The 21,197-nt window shown below is 44.8% G+C and carries 21 protein-coding genes; 4 read left to right on the top strand and 17 right to left on the bottom strand.

Going from position 1 to position 21,197, the window contains the following annotated elements:
- Positions 1 to 331 precede the first annotated feature (331 nt).
- The 15 genes from AB4384_RS17975 to AB4384_RS18045 form a co-directional block, all read right to left on the bottom strand.
- Positions 332 to 1,465 carry a flagellin gene (locus AB4384_RS17975; protein WP_048616124.1) on the bottom strand — a complete coding sequence of 378 codons (1,134 nt, stop codon included), beginning with the start codon at positions 1,463 to 1,465 and terminating at the stop codon, positions 332 to 334.
- A gap of 648 nt (positions 1,466 to 2,113) precedes the next feature.
- Positions 2,114 to 3,250: a flagellin gene (locus tag AB4384_RS17980; protein WP_017064128.1), complete on the bottom strand. Its 1,137-nt coding sequence runs from the start codon at positions 3,248 to 3,250 to the stop codon at positions 2,114 to 2,116.
- A gap of 418 nt (positions 3,251 to 3,668) precedes the next feature.
- The gene (gene flgL / locus AB4384_RS17985) at positions 3,669 to 4,859 is read right to left on the bottom strand and encodes a flagellar hook-associated protein FlgL (protein WP_017064129.1); all 1,191 of its coding nucleotides are present in this window, start codon (positions 4,857 to 4,859) and stop codon (positions 3,669 to 3,671) included.
- A gap of 10 nt (positions 4,860 to 4,869) precedes the next feature.
- The gene (gene flgK / locus AB4384_RS17990) at positions 4,870 to 6,750 is read right to left on the bottom strand and encodes a flagellar hook-associated protein FlgK (protein WP_017067655.1); all 1,881 of its coding nucleotides are present in this window, start codon (positions 6,748 to 6,750) and stop codon (positions 4,870 to 4,872) included.
- Between the two features lie 220 nt (positions 6,751 to 6,970).
- A complete protein-coding gene (flgJ, locus tag AB4384_RS17995; protein ID WP_372129896.1) occupies positions 6,971 to 7,888 on the bottom strand; it encodes a flagellar assembly peptidoglycan hydrolase FlgJ in 918 nt (305 codons plus the stop codon).
- A 10-nt stretch (positions 7,889 to 7,898) separates the two neighbouring features.
- Positions 7,899 to 8,990, bottom strand: a complete 1,092-nt coding sequence (locus AB4384_RS18000) for a flagellar basal body P-ring protein FlgI (protein ID WP_372129897.1) — start codon at positions 8,988 to 8,990, stop codon at positions 7,899 to 7,901.
- A gap of 94 nt (positions 8,991 to 9,084) precedes the next feature.
- Positions 9,085 to 9,861 carry a flagellar basal body L-ring protein FlgH gene (gene flgH, locus AB4384_RS18005; RefSeq protein WP_017071817.1) on the bottom strand — a complete coding sequence of 259 codons (777 nt, stop codon included), beginning with the start codon at positions 9,859 to 9,861 and terminating at the stop codon, positions 9,085 to 9,087.
- A gap of 88 nt (positions 9,862 to 9,949) precedes the next feature.
- On the bottom strand, positions 9,950 to 10,738 hold the full coding sequence (gene flgG / locus AB4384_RS18010; protein ID WP_017062259.1) for a flagellar basal-body rod protein FlgG: 789 nt from the start codon (positions 10,736 to 10,738) through the stop codon (positions 9,950 to 9,952).
- Between the two features lie 21 nt (positions 10,739 to 10,759).
- Positions 10,760 to 11,509, bottom strand: a complete 750-nt coding sequence (locus AB4384_RS18015) for a flagellar basal body rod protein FlgF (protein ID WP_019825277.1) — start codon at positions 11,507 to 11,509, stop codon at positions 10,760 to 10,762.
- 253 nt (positions 11,510 to 11,762) lie between these two features.
- On the bottom strand, positions 11,763 to 13,067 hold the full coding sequence (gene flgE / locus AB4384_RS18020; RefSeq protein WP_102321491.1) for a flagellar hook protein FlgE: 1,305 nt from the start codon (positions 13,065 to 13,067) through the stop codon (positions 11,763 to 11,765).
- 49 nt (positions 13,068 to 13,116) lie between these two features.
- Positions 13,117 to 13,830 (bottom strand): flagellar hook assembly protein FlgD, encoded by a 714-nt coding sequence (gene flgD, locus AB4384_RS18025; RefSeq protein ID WP_010439286.1) that lies wholly within the window; start codon positions 13,828 to 13,830, stop codon positions 13,117 to 13,119.
- Between the two features lie 17 nt (positions 13,831 to 13,847).
- Positions 13,848 to 14,261: a flagellar basal body rod protein FlgC gene (gene flgC / locus AB4384_RS18030; protein ID WP_004736176.1), complete on the bottom strand. Its 414-nt coding sequence runs from the start codon at positions 14,259 to 14,261 to the stop codon at positions 13,848 to 13,850.
- Between the two features lie 4 nt (positions 14,262 to 14,265).
- Positions 14,266 to 14,661, bottom strand: coding sequence for a flagellar basal body rod protein FlgB (flgB, locus tag AB4384_RS18035; protein WP_004736175.1), 396 nt, complete (start codon positions 14,659 to 14,661; stop codon positions 14,266 to 14,268).
- A 255-nt stretch (positions 14,662 to 14,916) separates the two neighbouring features.
- The gene (locus tag AB4384_RS18040; RefSeq protein ID WP_004736174.1) at positions 14,917 to 15,744 is read right to left on the bottom strand and encodes a protein-glutamate O-methyltransferase; all 828 of its coding nucleotides are present in this window, start codon (positions 15,742 to 15,744) and stop codon (positions 14,917 to 14,919) included.
- An 11-nt stretch (positions 15,745 to 15,755) separates the two neighbouring features.
- The gene (locus AB4384_RS18045; protein ID WP_017064134.1) at positions 15,756 to 16,682 is read right to left on the bottom strand and encodes a chemotaxis protein CheV; all 927 of its coding nucleotides are present in this window, start codon (positions 16,680 to 16,682) and stop codon (positions 15,756 to 15,758) included.
- Positions 16,683 to 16,759: 77 nt separating this feature from the next.
- Here AB4384_RS18045 and flgA point away from each other — a divergent pair, with 77 nt between their 5' ends.
- From flgA to AB4384_RS18060, 3 genes are all read left to right on the top strand, one after another.
- On the top strand, positions 16,760 to 17,506 hold the full coding sequence (gene flgA / locus AB4384_RS18050; RefSeq protein WP_372129898.1) for a flagellar basal body P-ring formation chaperone FlgA: 747 nt from the start codon (positions 16,760 to 16,762) through the stop codon (positions 17,504 to 17,506).
- 178 nt (positions 17,507 to 17,684) lie between these two features.
- Positions 17,685 to 18,002, top strand: a complete 318-nt coding sequence (gene flgM / locus AB4384_RS18055) for a flagellar biosynthesis anti-sigma factor FlgM (RefSeq protein ID WP_017062263.1) — start codon at positions 17,685 to 17,687, stop codon at positions 18,000 to 18,002.
- A gap of 66 nt (positions 18,003 to 18,068) precedes the next feature.
- Positions 18,069 to 18,494, top strand: coding sequence for a flagella synthesis protein FlgN (locus tag AB4384_RS18060; RefSeq protein WP_372129899.1), 426 nt, complete (start codon positions 18,069 to 18,071; stop codon positions 18,492 to 18,494).
- A 295-nt stretch (positions 18,495 to 18,789) separates the two neighbouring features.
- Here AB4384_RS18060 and flgP read toward each other — a convergent pair whose 3' ends face one another.
- Both flgP and AB4384_RS18070 read right to left on the bottom strand, forming a co-directional pair.
- The gene (flgP, locus tag AB4384_RS18065) at positions 18,790 to 19,221 is read right to left on the bottom strand and encodes a flagellar assembly lipoprotein FlgP (RefSeq protein ID WP_017062265.1); all 432 of its coding nucleotides are present in this window, start codon (positions 19,219 to 19,221) and stop codon (positions 18,790 to 18,792) included.
- 9 nt (positions 19,222 to 19,230) lie between these two features.
- Positions 19,231 to 19,866, bottom strand: coding sequence for a FlgO family outer membrane protein (locus tag AB4384_RS18070; RefSeq protein ID WP_017064137.1), 636 nt, complete (start codon positions 19,864 to 19,866; stop codon positions 19,231 to 19,233).
- Positions 19,867 to 20,058: 192 nt separating this feature from the next.
- On the opposite strand from AB4384_RS18070, the gene AB4384_RS18075 reads away from it, so the two are divergent.
- Complete coding sequence (locus tag AB4384_RS18075) at positions 20,059 to 21,192, top strand: flagellar assembly protein FlgT (RefSeq protein WP_017064138.1); 1,134 nt, start codon at positions 20,059 to 20,061, stop codon at positions 21,190 to 21,192.
- The last annotated feature ends 5 nt before the right edge of the window (positions 21,193 to 21,197 follow it).

Below are 21,197 nucleotides of genomic sequence, written 5' to 3' on the forward strand. Positions count from 1 at the left end.
CTGATACCTCGTTCTACTCGATTCTGGAATGACGATTGAAAACTATTGTTTGAATCTGAGTAATTATTTACTCGATCTAACCTTGCCAAAGCAGCTATACAGTCTCCACAACCCAACCCCGTCATTCCCTACAGTGAGGAACGAACGCGATAGGGAATCTCGCTTTTGCTCCTGCTTACCAACATTGCACTTTTTCAAATACACCTTCGCCAAATTGCAGGCAATAAAAAACCCAGCCGAAGCTGGGTCTGTTTAGCGCTCATCTCTCACCACGAGCTAATTTGTGGAAGCCTTGCGTCAACACTATTGGTCAACGTGGCTTTTTAATCGATTAACCTAGTAGGCTAAGTGCCGAGTTCGGAGCTTGCTTCGCTTGAGCAAGAATCGAGCTTGAAGCTTGAGAAAGGATCTGAGACTTCGTCATCTGAGTCGTTTCTTTCGCGAAATCGGTATCTTTAATACGGCTCTTAGATGCGTTAACGTTCTCGTTAATGTTGTCTAAGTTGCTGATAGCGTGGTCGAAACGGTTTTGGAAAGCACCTAGCTCAGCACGGTGGCTATCTACATACTTAAGTGCCGCATCGATAATAGCTACAGACTCTTGTGCGCCGCCAACTGATGTTACGTCGATAGTATCAACCGTTACGTCTTTGCCAGGTTGCATGCCTAGTTCGCCAGCCAGGCTGCCAGAGAATGCCACTTCGCCTTCAACCTTGTTGTTACCAGTAAACATTTGTAGCTTACCGTCTTCAGTTACAGACGCTTTAACAGAGTCTTGTTGACCGTTGATGTACGTTGCTAGCTCTTCGATGTCGTCACCCGCTTTTGCGCTGATGTCGATTTCTTGTGCTTGACCGAAGTTATCAGTGAACGACATTTTTAGGTCGTTAGAGCCTGCTTGAACGTTCCAATCTTTATCTTTCGCGTTCTCAGTTTGGTAGCTCTTACCACCCATCTGAGCGTTATCAGAGCGCATGTCTTTCAGTTGAAGCATTACCGCTTCACCGTTGTCTGCACCGATTTGGAATGATTTAGTACCGTGAGTACCGTTAAGCAACTTGTTGCCACCAAAAGACGTCGTTTCCGCGATACGGTTCAGTTCGTCGTTCAGCGCTGTTACTTCTTCTTGAATCGCTACACGCTCAGATTTTGAGTTTGAGCCGTTTGAAGATTGTAGAGACAAATCACGCATACGTTGCAGGATGTTAGTCGTCTCATTCATTGCACCTTCAGCTGTTTGTGCAATTGAGATACCGTCGTTCGCGTTACGTACAGCAACATCAAGACCACGACTTTGAACGTTCAAACGGTTCGAGATTTGTAGACCCGCAGCGTCATCTTTTGCGCTGTTGATTTTTGAGCCAGAAGCTAGACGCTCCATTGATGTTTGTTGTGCGCTGTTTGCGTTGTTTAGGTAACGTTGCGCTGTCATCGCTGAAACGTTTGTATTTACATTCACTGCCATGGTGATTTCTCCAATTGATTTTCCGGTATAGCGGTTTCCGACGTCTCGGAAAACCAAGTAGTTCTCTCAAAGTTACTTTTAATAACGGCGCGAAAATCAGAAGCTTTAGAAAAACTTTCAAAAAACCACAAAAAAAATATTAATCTAATATTTATCAACAACTTAATTTTCATCATTTTCTAATACAGCGATAGATTTCAATTGGAAAAAGATCTTAATCTGTTCAGAAAGCGTACGAACCGCCGTCTAAATGGCTCAAGGTCGAGAAATGATCAATCGCCAAAGATCTCTGACTTACGCAAATCTTGTGTAATAGATGACATTATTTGTCGTGAAGAAGAACCATCAAATAGAGATTTGGAAAAGGTAGTGCGAGAAAGTTCACAGGAAAATAAATAGCAAAAACAAGAAATACAGAAAGGAAAAAGCCCCTTTTCCTTTGAGAGAACCGGGGCTAGTTGGCGCGTCAGAGCCTGTGTGGAGATCATCGAGAAATGAACACATTTCCGACTTGCCGTTGCATTCTTACTGCAAAAATGGATAGCAGGTGAGAGATGAGAGAGCTAAACATTCAATAGTAAGTATGCTTGCCAGTTTCCCTTGCTGCATGGCTCACGTCTGAACACGAGCAGCAAGTTCAACCAATAACTATTGCAATAATGACATTGCAGAGTTAGGCAACTGTTTTGCTTGAGCAAGTATTGAAGTACCTGCTTGTTGCAGAATTTGTGATTTGGTCATTTGCGTCGTCTCTTTCGCAAAGTCCGTATCTTTGATTCGGCTGTTTGAAGCGTCTACGTTCTCTTGTACGTTTGCCAAGTTATTAATACTGTGGCTTAGACGGTTCTGTTTTGCACCCAAATCAGCACGCTGTGAATCCACGTACTTCATTGCAGAATCAATCACGCTGATCGCGTTCTGTGAACCCGCAACGCTGGTTAAGCTAACATCTTGAACCGAGGTTGCGCGGCCTTCACTCTTAATACCTAGCTCAGACGCTAGACCACCAGAGATAGACATTGGGCCGTCAAGGTCAGGTTCAGCAACGAACAGTTGAATGCGACCATCATCAGTAACCGATGCGTTCACAAGATCAGACTGACCATTAATGTAAGTCGCAAGCTCTTCGATATCATCGCCCGCTTTGGTATTGATATCTAAAACGATGTCTTCACCCGCTTTGGTTTTGAATTCGAACTTAAGATCGCTCGCTGTTGGCGGTACTTCCCAGTTCTTATCTTTCGCGTTTTCTGAATCGAACGTAGTACCACCCATACGGTAGTCATCTGCACGGATACTTGTCAGAGCCATGATCATTGCTTCACCAGAGTTAGAACCGATCTGGAATGAAGCTTCACCGAATGAACCGTTCAGTAGACGACGACCACCAAACGATGTGGTTTCCGCAATACGGTTAAGCTCATCTTGAAGTGCCATTGACTCTTCGTTCAGTGCAGTACGCTCTGCCGGCGAGTTAGTGCCGTTTGATGATTGAATCGCTAGATCACGCATACGTTGTAGTACGTTAGTCGATTCGTTCATCGCGCCTTCTGCTGTTTGAGCAATCGAAATACCGTCGTTGGCATTACGCATTGCCACATCAAGACCACGAGACTGAGCGGTTAGACGGTTCGAGATTTGCAGACCTGCCGCATCATCTTTCGCGCTGTTGATCTTGTGACCAGATGACAAACGCTCCATAGAAGTCGCTAAGTCATTAGATGCTTTATTCAGGTAACGCTGTGCTGTCATAGCAGATACGTTAGTGCTTACATTGATAGCCATTTTGCTCTCCTTATGAGTTCGCAAAGTTTCTGCGAAGCGGCCAGCTTTACTCTCATATGGATAAGCACTGACCGTGTATTACTCGATAAACCCTATACAAGGTTTAAGATCTGTATTAATCATTTATAACCAACACAGATACAAGTTGTATGCCAAGTTTAATATCATATAAATAATTTTTTAATTATCTAAAAATCAGAAGCTTACAAACAACACTGCGCAATTATGATTTTCTACTATTAGAAGATGAAAAACATTCACCTTCCTTATTGCCGTTTTTTGCCGCTATTCTAGAAACATCATGCTTCGTACAAAAAAGCGGCAAACTGTGGCGTCATTCGCACGTATGGCATAGCACATACGGCAAGGAATCAACGCCATGGTGATCGACAAGCCACCATTAAATACCGATTGATCATTAAATATAGTTAAACAAGGTCAGGTCTTTGGTTTTGCCAAACGCTTGTTGAGAAGCTTGTAGTGCTCGAGAGTTTTCATTGAACTCAATGATCGCTTTCGAGTAATCCAAGTCTTCAAAGTTGCTTTTTGCTTTTGCTAAAGACAACTTGAAATCTTCATGTTGTTGCTCTTGAATATCCAAAGTACTCAAGCGTGCACCAACATCGGTTCTTGCCTTGGTCAAATGGATAAACGCAGCGTGGAACTCTTCAGTTACTTGGTGCAGTTTCGCTGTTGCTGATGCATCCGATACCGGGTTTTCAGCCTGCTCAGCAGCCTCTTTGAACGTATCAAAGATAGAGAAAGTCTCTCGTGGTTCTAAGGTGATCGAATCACCTTTAGTGATTTGGCCTTTGATTTGAATATTCAGCCCTTCATAAACAATGCCTGTCGAAGGATCAAAATCTTCTGCCGCAACCACTGCGCCGTCTTTTTCAAGCTGATAAGCGAAATTGCCCGTCTGCATGTCGACAAACGTCACTTTATAAGTAGACCCATCTTCATCGCTGTTGGTCGCACGCCCGAGCAATAACTCAGACGCAGGTTCAAGCTCGTACTGAGGTTCGTAGTCACCGAACGGGTTGTCTATTTCCATAAACATCTTGCTGCCCGGATCATTCATTGCCATTTCAAAGCTGCTTGCCACACGCATCTTGCGTTGGTAGTCATCACCTTGATATGTCACATTCCCTTCGTTATCTCGAAAGAAAGGCTGATTTTTCGGCTTAGTGCCTGCAAACGTGTAGTTACCCGACTCATCTTGAGAGTTGGCTAAATGCAGGAAGTTATTCGCCAGTTCTTGAATTTCACGCTTCTTAGCTAAACGGTCTTCCGGAGAAAGCGCACCGTTGATCATTTCCATCACGGTTCGTTTTGCTTCATCAGCAAAGCCTTCAGTGTTAGAAACCAATACTTCATGATGCTCAAGACGGTTTCTGACTAGAGTAATCGCATCGACATACTGTTTAAGCTGTTCTGACTGCTGACCAATGTTCTGTAAATAGTGCGTCGCTAATGGGTCATCACTTGGCGACTGTAACTTCTTACCCGAAGCAAGTTGTGCTTGGTTGTGATGCACCTTGTTCTCTTGACGGCGCAAGTCGTTTTGTACTGACTGATAATTATGGAAGCTAGAGATACGATTCAACATTTATACCTTCCTATCTCAGAGCCAAAATAGTGTTAAACGTATCGTTGGCTGCTTGCATGATACGTGAAGAAGCCATATACGCTTGCTGAAATTTCATCATGTTTGCCGCTTCTTCATCGAGGTTTACTCCCGAGATAGAAGCAATACGTTCTTGAGCCGACTGTTTTTCTAATGTCGCAATATCACTCAGGCGATTTGCCGTTGAAGACTTCAAGCCCGTATTAGTATTCAAGTTGTGGTAAAGGTCTAAAATCGTAGACTCACCATCATTCAACAGCTTTCCTGTTTGAAGATCTTGTAGCTTACGCAGGTTACCGTTGTCACCTTCTGATGGGACAAGGTTTGCCGTAAACTTATCATTTGCCACCGCACCGGGTGTGAGCTCAAACGTTGTACCGTTGATGGTCACTGGCCCTTGTGGCGGATACGGTTGAGGCTGCATTAAAATGTTACCCTTCGGATCCGTCACAGCAAACTGCTCACCTTTTGGTGAGACAATCACTTCAAACTCACGCAGTTGACCTGCTTCTAGGATTTTAAATCCCGCTGTACCCTTGGCAAACGTGGTCGATGCCTCATAACTTTGCGCAGCAATGTCTTTCGGGTCTTTGGTTTCCATATGAATCTGCGCAGCAAAATTACGCGTTGGACGCAGTAACAGTTTCTCTCCTAGTTCAGGAGGGTTACGTACTTCCACTCGCATGCCATCAAGATAAAAAGCACTACCGCTAGAGTCGGTCGCCATCTTAACGGTCTCACCGTTCGGCTTAGTCACGACATAATCACTGCCATCGTATTTCAGTCCATACTCACCGCCTTTTAAGGCAGAAGTATCATCAATGTATACCGCAACATCGGCTTTCGATTGCCCGCTAGCCGTGACACGAGATTTTGCCACCAGCTCTGAGTTCACGTCGGTAAACAAGTCCTTACCTACGTTGCCGTTAAGATCCAAACCTTGTTCTTGAAGACTATTGACCTCATATGAAAACGCGGTCGCCAAACGACCAAGCTCATCCATGATTGCTGGGATATGTTCGTCACGCATGTCTAGCATGGCGCCGATTTTTCCGTCGATATCACTGCTGGTGATCGGTTTTAAAGACTTACCTTCAACAATCGCTAGGCGGCGCTGATGTGCATCGGGTAAGCCATCAACCATCTTCAGCTGACTCGCTTCACTACCAGAGACCAAGGTATGGCCATTACCAATATGGACATTAAACCCTTCGGCATTTGAGCGTGGTGTCACCGTAACTTTGGTGTAACCAGAAAGCTCATTAATCAACTTTTCATGCTGATCTCGTAGGTCATTATGAGGCCCAGGAGTTCGCATCATTAAACGCTGAACATCACGGATCTCGTACGCAAGTTGGTTAACTCGCTCGATACCCATATCTAATTTTTTATTCGTAGAATCAGACTGTTGACGAACTGTTTCATGAAATTCATTCAAGGTTTTAGTTACAAGCCCTGCTTTCTCTAACACGACCTTACGCGCACCCACATCATTTGGGGTATCGGCGAGAGTCTTAACGGAATCAAACCATTCGTTGAGGTTTTCTGGAATCTTCTTTGAAGCGACCGACGACAACATGCTCGACAGCATATCGAGGTTGGCTTCGGTATCGCCTTTGTTGGCGGCATTGGTTGTCGATAAGTTAAGTTCTTTGACGGCAAACTGATCCCAAGAGCGGCGAACATTTTCCACATGTACCCCCATACCGTAGGATTGCCCACCGTACTGGCGCGGGTCATTCACACCTTGAATCACAGACTGGCGGCTATAGCCCTCTGTGTTAGCGTTAGAAATGTTATGACCTGTGGTGTTGAGCTGTCTCTGAGCCGTAAGAACACTTTGTGCCCCTACATTCAGAAGATCCGACGCCATAATGCCCCCAAAAAACTTAACAAAACCAGAATGAACTGATTAACTACAACCGTATATTACTAAGATAATTGCAATATATGTGCCAACAAAAACAATAGGAAATTAAAAGACGATAATTTATTGAAGTGTAAGGAGATAACTATGGATTACGCGTAAGAACTGAAGGGGCGGAGAAGAAAAGAGCCTGCCAGTAGCAAGCTCTCTATGTTGATTTATGACGCTAGTTCATCTCATCAATCTTGGCTTTAACTCGTAAAACCTTGTCTGCATAGTTAGGGTCAGTTGCGTAACCAGCCTGATGAATACCTTTGATGAAATTCTCTGAATTGCCTTGATGCTGTAGCGCCGTTTCGTATCTTGGATTTTCGTTCAAGAACTTCACGTAATCATTAAAGCTATCTTCGAAATTAGAGTAAGAACGGAAGGAAGCTGACTCTTTAACGGCGGTTTTGCCATGGAACTCAAGAGTTTGAGTCGCGACCTTATCGCCCTTCCAACTTCTATCTGCTTTGATGTTAAATAAGTTATTGCTGTTGCCCAAAGAGTTCTTAACCATTTTAGAACCCCAACCCGTTTCAAGGGCAGCTTGTGCCAATAGAAGAGACGAGTCCACACCAAGCGCACTTGCCGCTTTTTCCGCGTAAGGCCTCATTGAGGTCACAAACGATTCTGGAGAATCAAAGGATACTGGCTGTTTTGCTGCTTGCGCAGGTTGAACGTCTGACGCTCGCTCTTCCGAACGGCCTGAATATTGCGGTCTTTGCAATGAAGCATCAAAGCCTTCACTGCGAACCTTCTCTTCAGACGTATCGCTTGCTTGGCCAGCGCTTAGTTGAGCCACGATCATATCTGCAAGACCTAATGAACCTGAAGCGCTTAACTCACTCGCCATTTGGTCATCTTGCATCTGACGATAGAACTGCTCGTTCTGGCTGTTCAACATATCCGACTTAAAGCTCGAGTTAGCATCGCGCATTGACTTAAACAACATCGAGGTGAAAATCGATTCAAACTGTTTTGCCGCCGCGGTTAATGCTTCTTTCTCGCTACCTTCTTCACCGTTTACCGCTTGTTGACGAAGACGGTCTAAACTACCGATGTCGTGAATAAAGCCGATGTCATTGTTATTCTTAATCATGCTTTATTCCTTAGATAATGATCAATTGGCCTTCAATCGCACCCGCTTGTTTCAGTGCTTGAAGGATTGCCATTAAATCAGAAGGTGCAGCGCCCACTTCATTGACTGCGCGTACCAAATCGTCCAGCGTTAGGCCAGGTTCAAATTTGAACATCTTACCATCGCCTTCCGTGATTTCGATATCAGAATCAGGGACCACTACCGTTTGGCCACCAGAGAATGCATTCGGTTGGCTTACGTTTAGATTTTCTTTAATTGCAACCGTCATACCACCGTGGGTGACCGCCGCCGCTTTTAGGCGAACGTGCTTACCAACCACAATCGTACCTGTACGAGAGTTGACGATGATTTTTGCAGAGCCTTCAGCAGGGTCGAACTCGATGTTTTCGATAGCCGACAAGAATGCTACACGCTGGCTGATTTCACGCGGTGCACGAACTTTTACTGAAGTTGCGTCTACCGCTGAAGCCATTTGTGGGCCTAGGAAATTATTAACCGCATCAGCCATACGCTGAGCCGTTGTGAAATCTGATTGGATTAGGTTGAAGGTGATGTAGTCACCACGACCGAATGGTGTTGGGATCTCTTGTTCAACCGTCGCACCGCTAGAGATGATACCAACGTTAGGGTTGTTACCGACAATCTTAGAACCGTCGTTACCTTGTGCACTAAAGCCACTTACCACCAAGTTACCCTGCGCGACCGCATACACTTGACCGTCTAGACCTTTCAAGAAGGTCTGTAGCAAGGTACCACCACGAAGGCTTTTTGCTGAACCGATAGAAGAAACGGTTACGTCAACTTCTTGGCCTTGCTTAGAGAATGCTGGCAGTTCAGCAGTCACAATAACAGCCGCGACGTTTTTGGTTTTTGGCTTAGTGCCGGGCGGCAATTGGATGCCAAAATTTTGCAGCATTGCGTTAAATGTTTGATCGGTAAAGGGAGTTGTCTCACCAGTACCCGGCAAGCCCGTGACCAAACCATAACCGATAAGTTGGTTACTACGAACACCCGCCACTTTTGCCACGTCTTTGATTCGCGCAGCATGGGCACTGGTGGCAAGAAATAGCATGCCGAATAGTACGAGTGTCAGTTTTTTCATTGAGTAACCTGTCTGTATTGCTTTAATTTATAATAGCTTAGCTAAATGTGGCTGAGTGATAGAGGCTGTCAGTATGTCGTCGTCCTATCAAGCTCTACAGAGATACATTAAAGAATCGTGCCAAGAATCCAGGCTCTTGCATATCTTTCTGTACGCCAGTCCCTGAGTACTGAATTCGTGCGTTAGAAACACGGTTTGAAGCAATGGTATTTTCGAAGTCAATATCGTCTGGACGGATGGTACCGCTTAGGCGGATGTACTCATCGCCGGTGTTCAGTGTCATCCACTTCTCACCACGAACCACTAGGTTGCCATTAGCTAATACTTCGATGACTTCAACGGTAATGTAGCCGCTGATGCTGTTACTTTGGTTGGCTGACGCATCACCAGCAAAAGTATTGGTGTTACTCAGATCATAAGAGAAGTTGTACTTGTCGATCGTCAGATCTTGACCACCAACAGCCAGCGGCTCCATTGATGCATCATTCGACTTAGACATGTCTGCGTTGGCTTTTTTGGTCGCTCGAGTATTCTCATCTAGCGCTACAGTGATGATGTCACCAATACCACGAGGCTTTGAGTCGTCATACATGCTGCCAATGTGGTTCACATTAAACAGTGAGCCCGTTGCCGCTGCATAATGCTCTGGCTTCTGCTTGGGGTTGATTGGCGCCCATGCAGGGTCACCAGCAATTGGATCGGTTCGCCCACGAAGCGTGTCGATAATTCCTGAACTTTCTTCTGCCGACTTATCGCCTTCAACCGCATCAACCACTGTGGTCGCGTTCTCTTGTGCTGGCGTCTCAATTGGATCCAGTACTGTACAACCAGTCATCGAAGCTAACAGGGCTAAACAAAAAATACGTTTCATGGCGATATACTCTCAGCAGGCAGTGGTAAATGGGTCAATTAGCAAAAACAGATAGATTAATTAAAAAAGTAAACGGCGAATAAACCAATTACAGCTGTTGGTTAACAAAGCTCATCATCTTGTCTACTGACGAGATAACTTTCGAATTCATTTCGTATACACGCTGAGCTTCAATCATGTTTACCAGCTCTTCGGTTACGTTTACGTTCGATGTTTCTAGCATCGATTGGCGGATGTTACCCAGGCCATCAAAGCCCGGTACACCCTCTTGTGGGTCGCCACTCGCGCCAGTTGGCAAGTAAAGGTTTTGACCTACTGGCTCTAGACCACCTGGGTTTACAAAGTCAGTAATGGTAATTTGACCAACCACGACGTTGTTTTGCTCGCCACGTAGACGAACCGATACTTCACCGTCGTTACCAACCGTTACCGAGATCGCGTCTTCAGGAATCACAATTTCTGGTTGTAGAGGATAACCTTGGCCCGACGTTACGATCGCGCCTTCACCGTTCAGTGTGAACTGACCATTGCGGCTGTAACCTGTTTCACCGTCTGGCATTTCAACTTGGAAGAAACCGTCGCCTTCAATCATCATGTCTAGGCTGTTAGATGTCGTTTGTGCGTTACCGTGAGTGTGCACTTTTTGAGTCGCGACGACCTTAGAACCGGCACCCAGCATCAAACCACTTGGCAGCTCAGTATTCTGAGACGATTGACCACCCGGTTGATTAATATTCTGGTAGAACAGATCTTCAAATACAGCGCGGCTCTTTTTAAAACCAATGGTCGAGGCGTTGGCAAGGTTGTTCGAAATCGTTGAGATATTGGTTTGTTGGGCGTCTAAACCCGTTTTGCTTACCCATAATGCTGGATGCATAGCAATGTCCTTTAAATTCTATTAGCTCATACGAAGCAGTGAATCAGACGACTTGTCCATTTCCTCTGCTGTGCTCATCATCTTGACCTGCATTTCAAATTGACGTTGTAAGTCAATTAAGCTGGTCATTTCACCTACAGCATTTACGTTACTGCCTTCGATAGCACCTTTTAGCAACGTTACCGCTGCATCTGCTTCGTATGCCTGATCTGGGTTTTTCGAACGGAATAGACCATTCGTATCTTTAAACAAACTTTGGTTGTCTGGACGCACAAGCTTAATACGATCAACGACGGCCAATTCTTCAGCTGGAGCGCCTTGAGGAATCACCGAAATCGTACCGTCAGTACCAATTTCTACTTTACTGATTGGGATGGGCAGCGTGATTGGCGCATCGTTTTCACCTAGCACCAAATGGCCACTTGCATTGGTTAGCAAACCGTTTTGGTCAACCTTAAGGTTACCGTTACGCGTTAAACCTTCGCGGCCGGTGTTATCCATAACTGAAATCCAGCCATCACCTTGAACGGTAACATCGAGATCTCGGCCAGTGGTAACCACACTACCTTGCGCAAAATTATGACCAGGACGCTCTGTCATGCTGAAAACACGAGTAGGCATGCCTTCACCATACGCTTGCATTGAACGTGCTTGTGCTAAATCAGCACGGAAACCCGTTGTACTTACGTTGGCAAGGTTGTTTGCACGTAGCTGCAAAGCCTGCATATTTTGCTTTGCGCCACTCATGGCAAGAAACAGTGCGCGATCCATAATTTTGCTCCAAAAAATCATCTTCTAGAGCTTATAAAGCAAACACTGTGCCAATATTTTTAACTGTTATTTATCAATAATTTAAATAGAAAATGAACAAAGAGGGGTGATCATTAAAGGATCATTCAGGAAGAATTGTTGCCAGTGGCATTACCGTGCGGCAATAGGGGCGGCAAATAAGAAGACAAACAACAATACCCAATTCAATAACATTGAATTGGGTATTCGCAGATGATTCAAACGCTCGAAACGATTAACGAATCTGAAGAATATTCTGTTGCAGTTGGTTGTGCACTTCTAGAGAACGCGAGTTCGCTTGGAAGTTACGTTGAGCAGAAATCAAATCAACCAGTTCTTGAGTCATATCGATGTTCGACTGCTCTAGTGAGCCGTTGTTGATACTACCAAATGAACCTTTGTTCGATTCACCCCAGATTTTAGAACCTGAGTCATTAGTAGAATCCCACTGAGTGCCGCCTTTCTTATCTAGGCCTTGCTCATTGGGTACACGAACCAAGCCTACACGGCCAAGCATCACGTTTTCACCATTTGAGTAAGTACCTAGAACACTGCCGTACTCATCGAAATCGATTTTTGTTAAGAAACCTGTTGTCGCGCCATCTTCATCAAACTTAGTCAATTCAAACGGAGCGGCAAACTGAGTTGAAGAATCTAGACCAAACTTAAGCACTTGAGTTGGATCAGCACCGTTCAAGTCAATAGGGTTCGCACCAGTACCCAGTGGTTCCGAGTTAATCGGCTGACCATTGTTCAGGCTCGCCAACGTACCGTCATTGTTGAACTTCATTGTGTGACCAACATGGCCTTGTGCATTCGTCGCATCACCACCAGTAATGTTGACCGGCTTTTCACCGTTCTCATCTGACATGGTGTAGTATGTCTGCCAAGTGTTTGGTTGAGTCTGATCTTTGAGGTAGTAAGTCGTTAACTTGTAAGACTGACCCATAGAATCGTATACCGTCGAAGACGTTGCACGGTTATAGGTATCAGCATCTTGGTAGTTAAATGCAGCCGGGTCTTTAAGATCACCGTTTGCAGGAAGGTTAACTCCTACTTCAATGTTTTCTGTCTGTTTTGGCTTACCAAACTCAGCAGGAATGTCGAGTGGCTTTGGCGCGTAAGAAAGAACTTCACCCGAGTTTGGATCAACATCGTAACCTAAAAGAAACTCATCGTTAGCGGTAACCATGTAGTTGTCTTTGTTTAGGTGAAATGCACCATTACGCGTTAATTCGTTAATCTCTGGCACCATGCGGTCTTTCGATACTGCAAAGAAACCTGTACCACTTACACGTAAGTCCATTGGGTTGTTCGTATAAATACTTGAACCTTCGTGGAACTGTTGCGCCACTTGGCTAGCTTGCGCACCGCCACCAGCAGTCGTTTTTGCGTTAGTGAACAACGAGCTTGAGTAAACATCACCAAACTCAGCACGAGACTCTTTAAAGCCAAATGTGTTTGCGTTCGCAATGTTGTTACTGGTTGTATTCAGGTCTAATTGTGCAGCGGATAAGCCGCTTAAAGCTACATATGACATTCCATTATTCTCCTAATCTATCTAGCTAGCATAGTCACTCAATAAAGAGCTACGCTTTACCAACTTCTAGTACTTCAGCAAGTCGTACTGGCGATGTGAAACCAGCCAGATTGAGTAGTACGTTGCCATCGCCCTTACCAAGAAGCACACTGTTCACGTTCGCATAACTGGAAACTTGGAACTCTGTGTTCTCGCCATCCAGCAAACCCGACGCTTTCACGTTGTATTTACCGGCCGGCAATGGGTTACCGTCTTCGTCTTTTCCGTCCCATTCAACACGTGTATCACCAGATGGTTTAGAGCCGATATCAAATGTGCGAACCAATTGGCCAACTTCGTTCTCAACACGGACCATTACATTGTCCATTGCCTGAGGAAGCTTAACCATTGCCGCCATACCGCCATCACCGGGTTTTACACCTGCCGCACCAGGAACCAATACATCACGCCCAACTAAAGAGGAGGCCTGAAGAGCTTGGTTAGAGGTCATTGATGAATTCAAGCTTTCAAACTGTGTATTCATTTTGCCAATGCCATCTACGGTCGCAAATGAAGCCATTTGCGCAATCATCTGGTCATTGCTAACCGGCTTGAAAGGGTCTTGTTGTGCTAGTTGCTTAGTCAACAAAGATAAGAAGTCTTCTTGTTTAAGATCCTGCTTACCTGTTGTTTCGTCGGGCTTTTTAGCGCCATCTTGAAGACTCTTCAGCTGGTCAACATAGGACAAGCCGCTTTGACCAACATTGTTGTTGATTCCAGCCATGTGCTACCTCCTTATCCTTATTGACCCATCTGCAGCGTACGCAGCAGCATTTGTTTACTCGAGTCAGCAACCTGTACGTTTGTTTGGTACGCACGTGATGCCGAAATCATGTTTGCCATCTCTTCCATAACGTTGACATTAGGCTTGTAGATATAGCCTTCGTTGTTCGCTAATGGGTGATCCGGGTTGTACTCCGCGCTTAGCGGCTTATCGCTTTCCACAATACCTAATACTTTCACAGGCACAGTGTGACCACTGTTGCGTGCTTTATTTAACTCAGCGCCGAACACTGCGTGACGAGCCTTGTAAGTTTCTTCAGCAGAACTACTTACACTGTCCGCGTTCGCAAGGTTGCTCGAGGTCGTATTTAGACGAACAGATTCAGCACTCATCGCAGAACCAGTCACATTGAATACATTGAATAAACTCATCTAATTATTCCCCTTTAATCGCTTTAGTTAAATTCTTGAACTTACTTCCTAAGAAGTCGAGAGAGGCTTGATGCCTAATTTGGTTTTGCATGAAAAGGTTTCTTTCCAAATCCAAATCAACCGTGTTGCCATCTCCTGTATCAGGTTGGGTAGGAATGCGATACTTCGTTTCCCCGTTCACCGTTGTTGAGGCAGAAATGTGCCGACCATCTGTACGGCTAAGACCAATGCTTGCCCCAGAACTTGCCGCTTGCAGTGATTTCTTAAAGTCTAATCCCTTTGCTTTATACCCAGGCGTGTTTGCTTGCGCGATATTGGTGGAAAGCACCTCAGCGTTACGTTCACGTACACCAACTGTGTGCTGGTGAATGCCCAAAGCATTGTCAAAAGAAATAGCCATGTAAACCTCAACTCAAGAACTGACTGTTATGAAATAACCAAAGCAATATATATACCAACTTTTGAAACAAGGCGGTCTATCAATGCTTTTACAGGTTACTCGTGGGTAAACTTGCAATAAACAAGCCAAAAAATAGAGTAAATTGGAATGTCACTCTGACTTAAAGATATAGCTTAAGCAGGAAAAAGAAAACCCAGCACTTGGCTGGGTTTTAAATTTAGACGGTAACCTTACACCTAATATCGGTGCCGCTCGTTACTTTAATTTGTAGATGATGCCTGGATTACAGCGAACCATTTCAAAACGATCGGTTAAGCCTGTTAACGATTCAGACGCGCCCAATAGTAAGTACCCACCAGGGTTCAGGCTATTTGCCATCTGGTTAAGTACCTTTGACTTCATATCAGGCGAGAAGTAAATCAGCACGTTACGACAGAAAATAATGTCGAACTTGCCTAACAATGCATAGCTGTCCATCAGGTTCTGAGGGCGGAAGTTCACCATGCGCTTGACGTTATCTTTCACTTTCATACGGCCATCGCCCGCATCTTCAAAGAAAGTACGACGGCGCTCTGGAGAAAGTCCACGTCCCAATGCAAGGTTGTCGTAAGCGCCAGTGCGGCACATATCCAACATACTTGCTGAGATGTCAGTTGCGGTAATCGATACATTTGGCAGCATACCTGGCTTACGAGCTTGAGTTTCAAGAATCGTCATTGCCATTGAGTATGCTTCTTGGCCTGAAGAGCTTGCCGCAGACCAAATCTTAATAGGACGTTTATTTGCCGCTATTTCCGGTAGAAGCTTATCCGCAAGCACAGCAAACGGGTAAGTATCACGGAACCAAAGTGTCTCGTTCGTCGTCATGGCATCGACAGCAGCCACACGCAGCTCACGGTTTCGACCTGTTACTACATCTCTCAACAAATCAGACAAAGAAGCTAACTTAAACTTCGTTACTAATGGGCTTAGACGACTGCGCACTAAATACTGCTTGCTGTCACCTAATACAATGCCACATTGAGATTCTAAGAAACGGCTGAAATCGCGATACTCTTGATCACTTATTGTTATAGCAGTCATTAATGTCTCTTTTAGTTAGTTAACGCAGCTTTTACAGCTGCACCAAGCTCATCTGGGTTGAATTTAGCGATGAAGGAGTTAGCTCCAACACGCTCAACCATGGCTTGGTTAAATACACCACTCAACGATGAGTGTAAAATTACGTATAAATCTTTAAGTTCGGCGTGACGACGAATCTCAGCAGTCAGCGTGTATCCATCCATTTCTGGCATTTCGATATCAGAAATCACCAATGAAATCTGATCGTAAATACTGCCTTCTGATGACATCTGTATCAGCTTCTCGTAGGCTTCTTTACCATCCTTCACCGAGATAACTTCAAAACCAATCGACTCAATAGCACGTTGAACCTGCTTACGAGCAACGGTCGAGTCATCAGCAATCAAGATGCGGCGAACCAGTTCTTTCTCTTGTTCTACTTTCGCAATATCTTCAGCAATCTTGCTGTCCATTGTTTCATCAACAGGAGAAATTTCTGCAAGGATCTTCTCAACATCAAGAATTTCTACCAATTCATTATCAATGTTGGTTACCGCTGTCAGGTAGTTCGCTCTACCTGCGCCATCTGGCGGCGGAAGAATCGATTCCCAGTGCATGTTAATAATGCGCTCTACTGAACTTACCAAGAAACCTTGAATGGTTCGGTTAAATTCAGAGATAACCACAAAACACTTTTCAACATCCGTTGTAGGACGGCCACCAATCGCTAAGCTCAAATCGATCACAGAGATCGTTTGGCCACGAATATGTGCTACACCTTTAACCAGTGGGTTCAAGTTTGGCATCTTTGTCAGCTTAGGGCATTGAAGCACTTCTTTTACTTTAAAGACATTAATGCCGTAACGCTGACGCCCCATTAGGCGAAAGGTTAGTAATTCTAATCGGTTTTGACCGACGAGTTGCGTACGCTGATTCACCGAATCAAGAATACCCGTCATGAGCTCATCTCCATATCAAACTTTTTTGTATAAAAAGTGTTAGTCTACTGCAGGCTACGAACCACCAGAGAAACGGAATGACGTATTATAAAACAAATTTGCCACCTCTTTCCATAGCAATGTGTAGAGCTACTTTTAAAACTGTCGCTAAGTTTATCGGCATTTTATCAATATTGTTTAGTTTTTTTGTACAAGCTGCGACCCCAGAACAAATTGAGACGATTCAGTCTGCAGCGGAGCAACATATCCTTGATACGGTTGAGCAGCCACAAGGTGGCGAACTCTTTGTTAATTCAGCAAATGTTGACTCAAGAATCAAAGCGACAGACTGCCCAGAGCCTTTAGAGACCAGTGCTTCAACGACCACCAATACCCGCAGCAGTATTACGGTTTTAGTGCAATGTGTTCCTGATGAGTGGCGAGTTTATGTACCCGTTCGCCTTTCGATGTCGGTGCCCCTTGTCACCACCACTCGCTCACTCGCGAGAGGCGAAATCGTCGGCCAATACGATGTCACCACCGCTATGATTTCTCTTAACAAGTTTCGTCGCCAAGGTTTCACAGATCCACAACAAGTCATCGGCGCTAAGTTAAAAAAGAACCTAAGACCGGGTGATGTTGTAGAAAGAGGTGATATCTGTGTCGTGTGCCGAAACGAGAAGGTTATCATACAGGCAGTAAAAGGTGGCATGACCATTACCACCAAAGGAACTGCGCTTACCGATGGCTCGATGGGCGATCAAGTAAGAGTGAAAAATGATAAATCACAGCGTATAATTGAAGGAATTGTTACCAGCATGTCTGAAGTCACGGTTTACTTTTAACTCTTTACTTCTAAATTGACGGTATCGTTAGCGATTTCAGCCTCAACTCTAACGCCAAATATAGCGGCTGCGGTGTTTGGTCCCTTTTCGACTATTGAGCTAAAAATTGCTAAAGTATTCGAACCCTTGGTCGATATTGACTGTACAGGTTCCCATTTTTGAAGAAAAAGGCTTAACTATGGCAGGCATTGATAATATTCGTTCAGGGCAAACCCTAACGACCACTAACCGATCAGCAGTACGCTCTGATTCTAGTTCTGAGGCATCACGCTCTGATGTATCAACTAAATCGCCAGCAAGCAAAGATGCGGTTTCACTGAGCCAACAAGGCAAAGCGATTGGTCAGCTCCACCAAGATATGGCAGCACAGCCAAGCTTTGATTCTGTGAAAGTAGCAGCGATCAAAGAAGCAATTGCGAACGGTTCATACACTGTCGATCCAGAAAAACTGGCAGACAACATGATCAAGTTCGAAGATGAATTAAAAGGTCTTTAAGCCAGCACTCACTTTTAATTGAAGTGATTATCTTAAAGCACACGAGGTTATGAATAGGTTTACGTTATGGCGGCACTAGCAGATTTAGTTAATTTTCAACTTCAAAATGCCAAAGCCTTATCTGAATTATTAAGTTCAGAGAAAACCGCTATTACGAGCCGACAATCAAACGATATTGAGCGAATCGCCAAAGAAAAAGTGGTCCTAGTTGAACAACTAAGATCAACCGATCAGCGAATCGCAGCCCATACCAATATCTCAGAACTGACCGAGAACCCTGAACTTGCTCAGTTAGTCAGCAAGATCCAGTCCATAGTGCACGATTGCCAGCAAGCGAACCTTGTGAATGGCGAAGCCTTGAATCGAGCGCACCTTAGCTTCAAAAAACTCAGCAATATGATGCAGCAAAGTCACGGTAAAATTGGCATGACCTACAATGCCGGCGGTCAAACGCATACGATTTCTACGCTGGGAACCAACGTAAAAGCATAGTTAAGCCCCCACTATTCAATAATATCTTTAGTCACCTTCCTGCTTGTATCTGTATCTGTATCTGTATCTGTATCTGTATCTGTATCTGTATCTCAGCTTATCCTTAGCATGACATCCGTCAAAGCTCCCACTAGGTCGGTAAATGTGCCAAACGAATCAATAAATACAAAAAAGCGGCAAGTATTTTCATACTTGCCGCTTATCATTCATATCAGTTATTGGTTGCCGATACGCCATCTGGAAAACGAGAGCAGCCAATATAACTGGATAATCCTATCACTAGACGCCCGTTAGGCTAGAACAACGTTTGTTGTCTCTTTTCGGGTACGGGTTGTACTTCACCGTAATTACGTAGCTGTTCCATCTTACGGATATCAAGCTGAAGCTCTGTTACATAGCTGTCACCCACTGGGTAGCTGCGTACCACTTCTGCACCGCGGATTACGCCATCAACTGCACCAGAAGTACGTTCTGTACCAAGGCGTTGATCTTCCAGCTCTGCTCGACCACTCACTCGCATACCATAGACTTGTTCAGCAAGTTCACGATAGGCATCGATCTTAGAGGCTCTCATCGCACGGATACGTCTTTCTTCATCGTTACGTCCCTTCTGCTCACTGATACTCGCGTAGCCAACGGCAACTAAGTAGTCGTCTGGCCTCATGTTTTGCAGTGGCTGACAGCCAACAAGCAGTAAAGCGGCAACAACAAATATTAACTTCTTCATCTCGAACTCCTAAGGGCGAAGAATAACAGTATAAGGCTGGCTGATCGTTGGGTCAGAACGAATGATAACGCCATCTTGAGTTCGAATACTGTTTAGAGTATCTAGGTCACGACCAATACGGTCTGCAGGCAAGAAGCCTTGTGCCGTCGCCACGACAATGCGAGTTTGCATGCCAACAACACGAGCATTGACTAACACACCGCCTTCTTGGCGCAGCATAGTGCCTGTCAGTACGTACTGTACGTCTTGCTCTTGAGCTAAGTCTTTCCAATCGCGGCTTAACGCGAAGTCACCTTGGTGAGTCACTTGAATAGAACCTGTTGTTTTGAAATCAACAACCTTGAAGCCACGACGCTGAAACTGATGAATGAAACCTTCTGATACCGAGTTTCCTAGCCAGTTCGTTGTGTCCATGTGTTGTAGGTCGACAAACGAGGTAATCGCTATCGGAGTTCTTGCTGAGATACTCGTATTCGAAATGATCAGATCTTCGGTCATACTTTCCACGAAGAAATCCATGGTATGACGAGGGCTATCCATCAACATAAACTGACTGCCTGAATATTCAGACTTGCCGTTATAGATTGGCGAATAAGCGCATGAGGTCAACAACATGACACTCATTACTACGAGCCATTTTTTCATTCTCTTATCTCCAGATAGGTTTAGTGCTCCCTGTTCCAATATGTTCTCACCATTATTCTTTTCAATGGATTACAATGTTGGAACAGTCTTTGCTTTTCATTAATGGTTCAGATTAAGAAAAACGCACTTAAGTCAGCTTCAAGCTTATAGTTATTTGTTAAGCAATATTTATACCCAACTGGTAACGAATAGATGAAAAAAATAATTTCTTACTTATTTTCAATAAGTTCACTGATAACCATAAGCTTCAGTGCTCATGCCTCTTGGTATGAAGTTACCGGTACCGCAGCCATCGTATCCTCAGAGGAAACGGCAAGGGTTCATGCTCTGGAAGACGCGGTATATAAAGCGATCCAGTTCTCAGGTGCTGATATTGGTAGTATCTCCAACCTCACGCCGTACCTCGACGCAAACAAGAAAGAGTTTCAATTTACCAATCATGAAGTGCGCTACATCTTGGTAGAGAAAGAGAAAAAACGCAGTGGCAATATAATGATCACCGCAAGGATCGATATCTATCCTTCGGCAAATGCTTGCCATGAGAGCCAATACAAGAAGACATTTTTAGTCGGCAACATTGATGTGACCTCCCCTCAGCAAGCTGTAATGGGCAGAATCTATAACATTGGTGATGATTTTGGCCATGTCGTGGACCGACAACTGGCGCAAGAGTCTCGCAGCTTTGTTTCCGTTGGCACGACCAATTACGACATCGACAAACGTCGACCTGAGGTGATCAAGATGATCGCCCAAGACACTGGCGCGCAGTACATCATTGGTGGCGACATTACCGATTTAACCGCGACCATCGAATCCAAGCTTTTGAAAGACGACATCATCAATCGTCAGTTTGCGTTAGAGATGCAAGTCTTCGATGGCAAAACAGGACATCAGGTTTACAACCGTAGCTATCGTGAAGTGGCAAAGTGGCCATTTGCTAAGACCAGTGAAGTGGACACCCGCAGTGCTCGTTTCTGGGCATCAACCTACGGCAGTATGATGCTGCGTGTTAGCCGCAATATTATGTTGGACTTAGAATCTGAAGTGTCATGTAAGATCACACTTCCAGAGGTGGCTGCAGTATTTGGTAACACGGTAACCATTGATTTAGGTCGAATGCATGGTGTTCAACAAGGTGACAAGCTACAGCTATGGCACACAGGCTCGTTTATCGACCAACGCGGCTTGCCGCGTAATAAGGTATCTCAAAGCGATATCACACTGACGGTTTCTCGCGTTTATGAAAACGAAGCAGAACTGACGATCGACCAACCAAGCCTTGCAGGAAGCATTCAAATTGGTGATGTGATGCAGAAAATCATGTAGTTAGC

Source organism: Vibrio sp. 10N.261.51.A4 (genome assembly GCF_041471945.1).
GTDB lineage: Bacteria > Pseudomonadota > Gammaproteobacteria > Enterobacterales > Vibrionaceae > Vibrio > Vibrio crassostreae_C.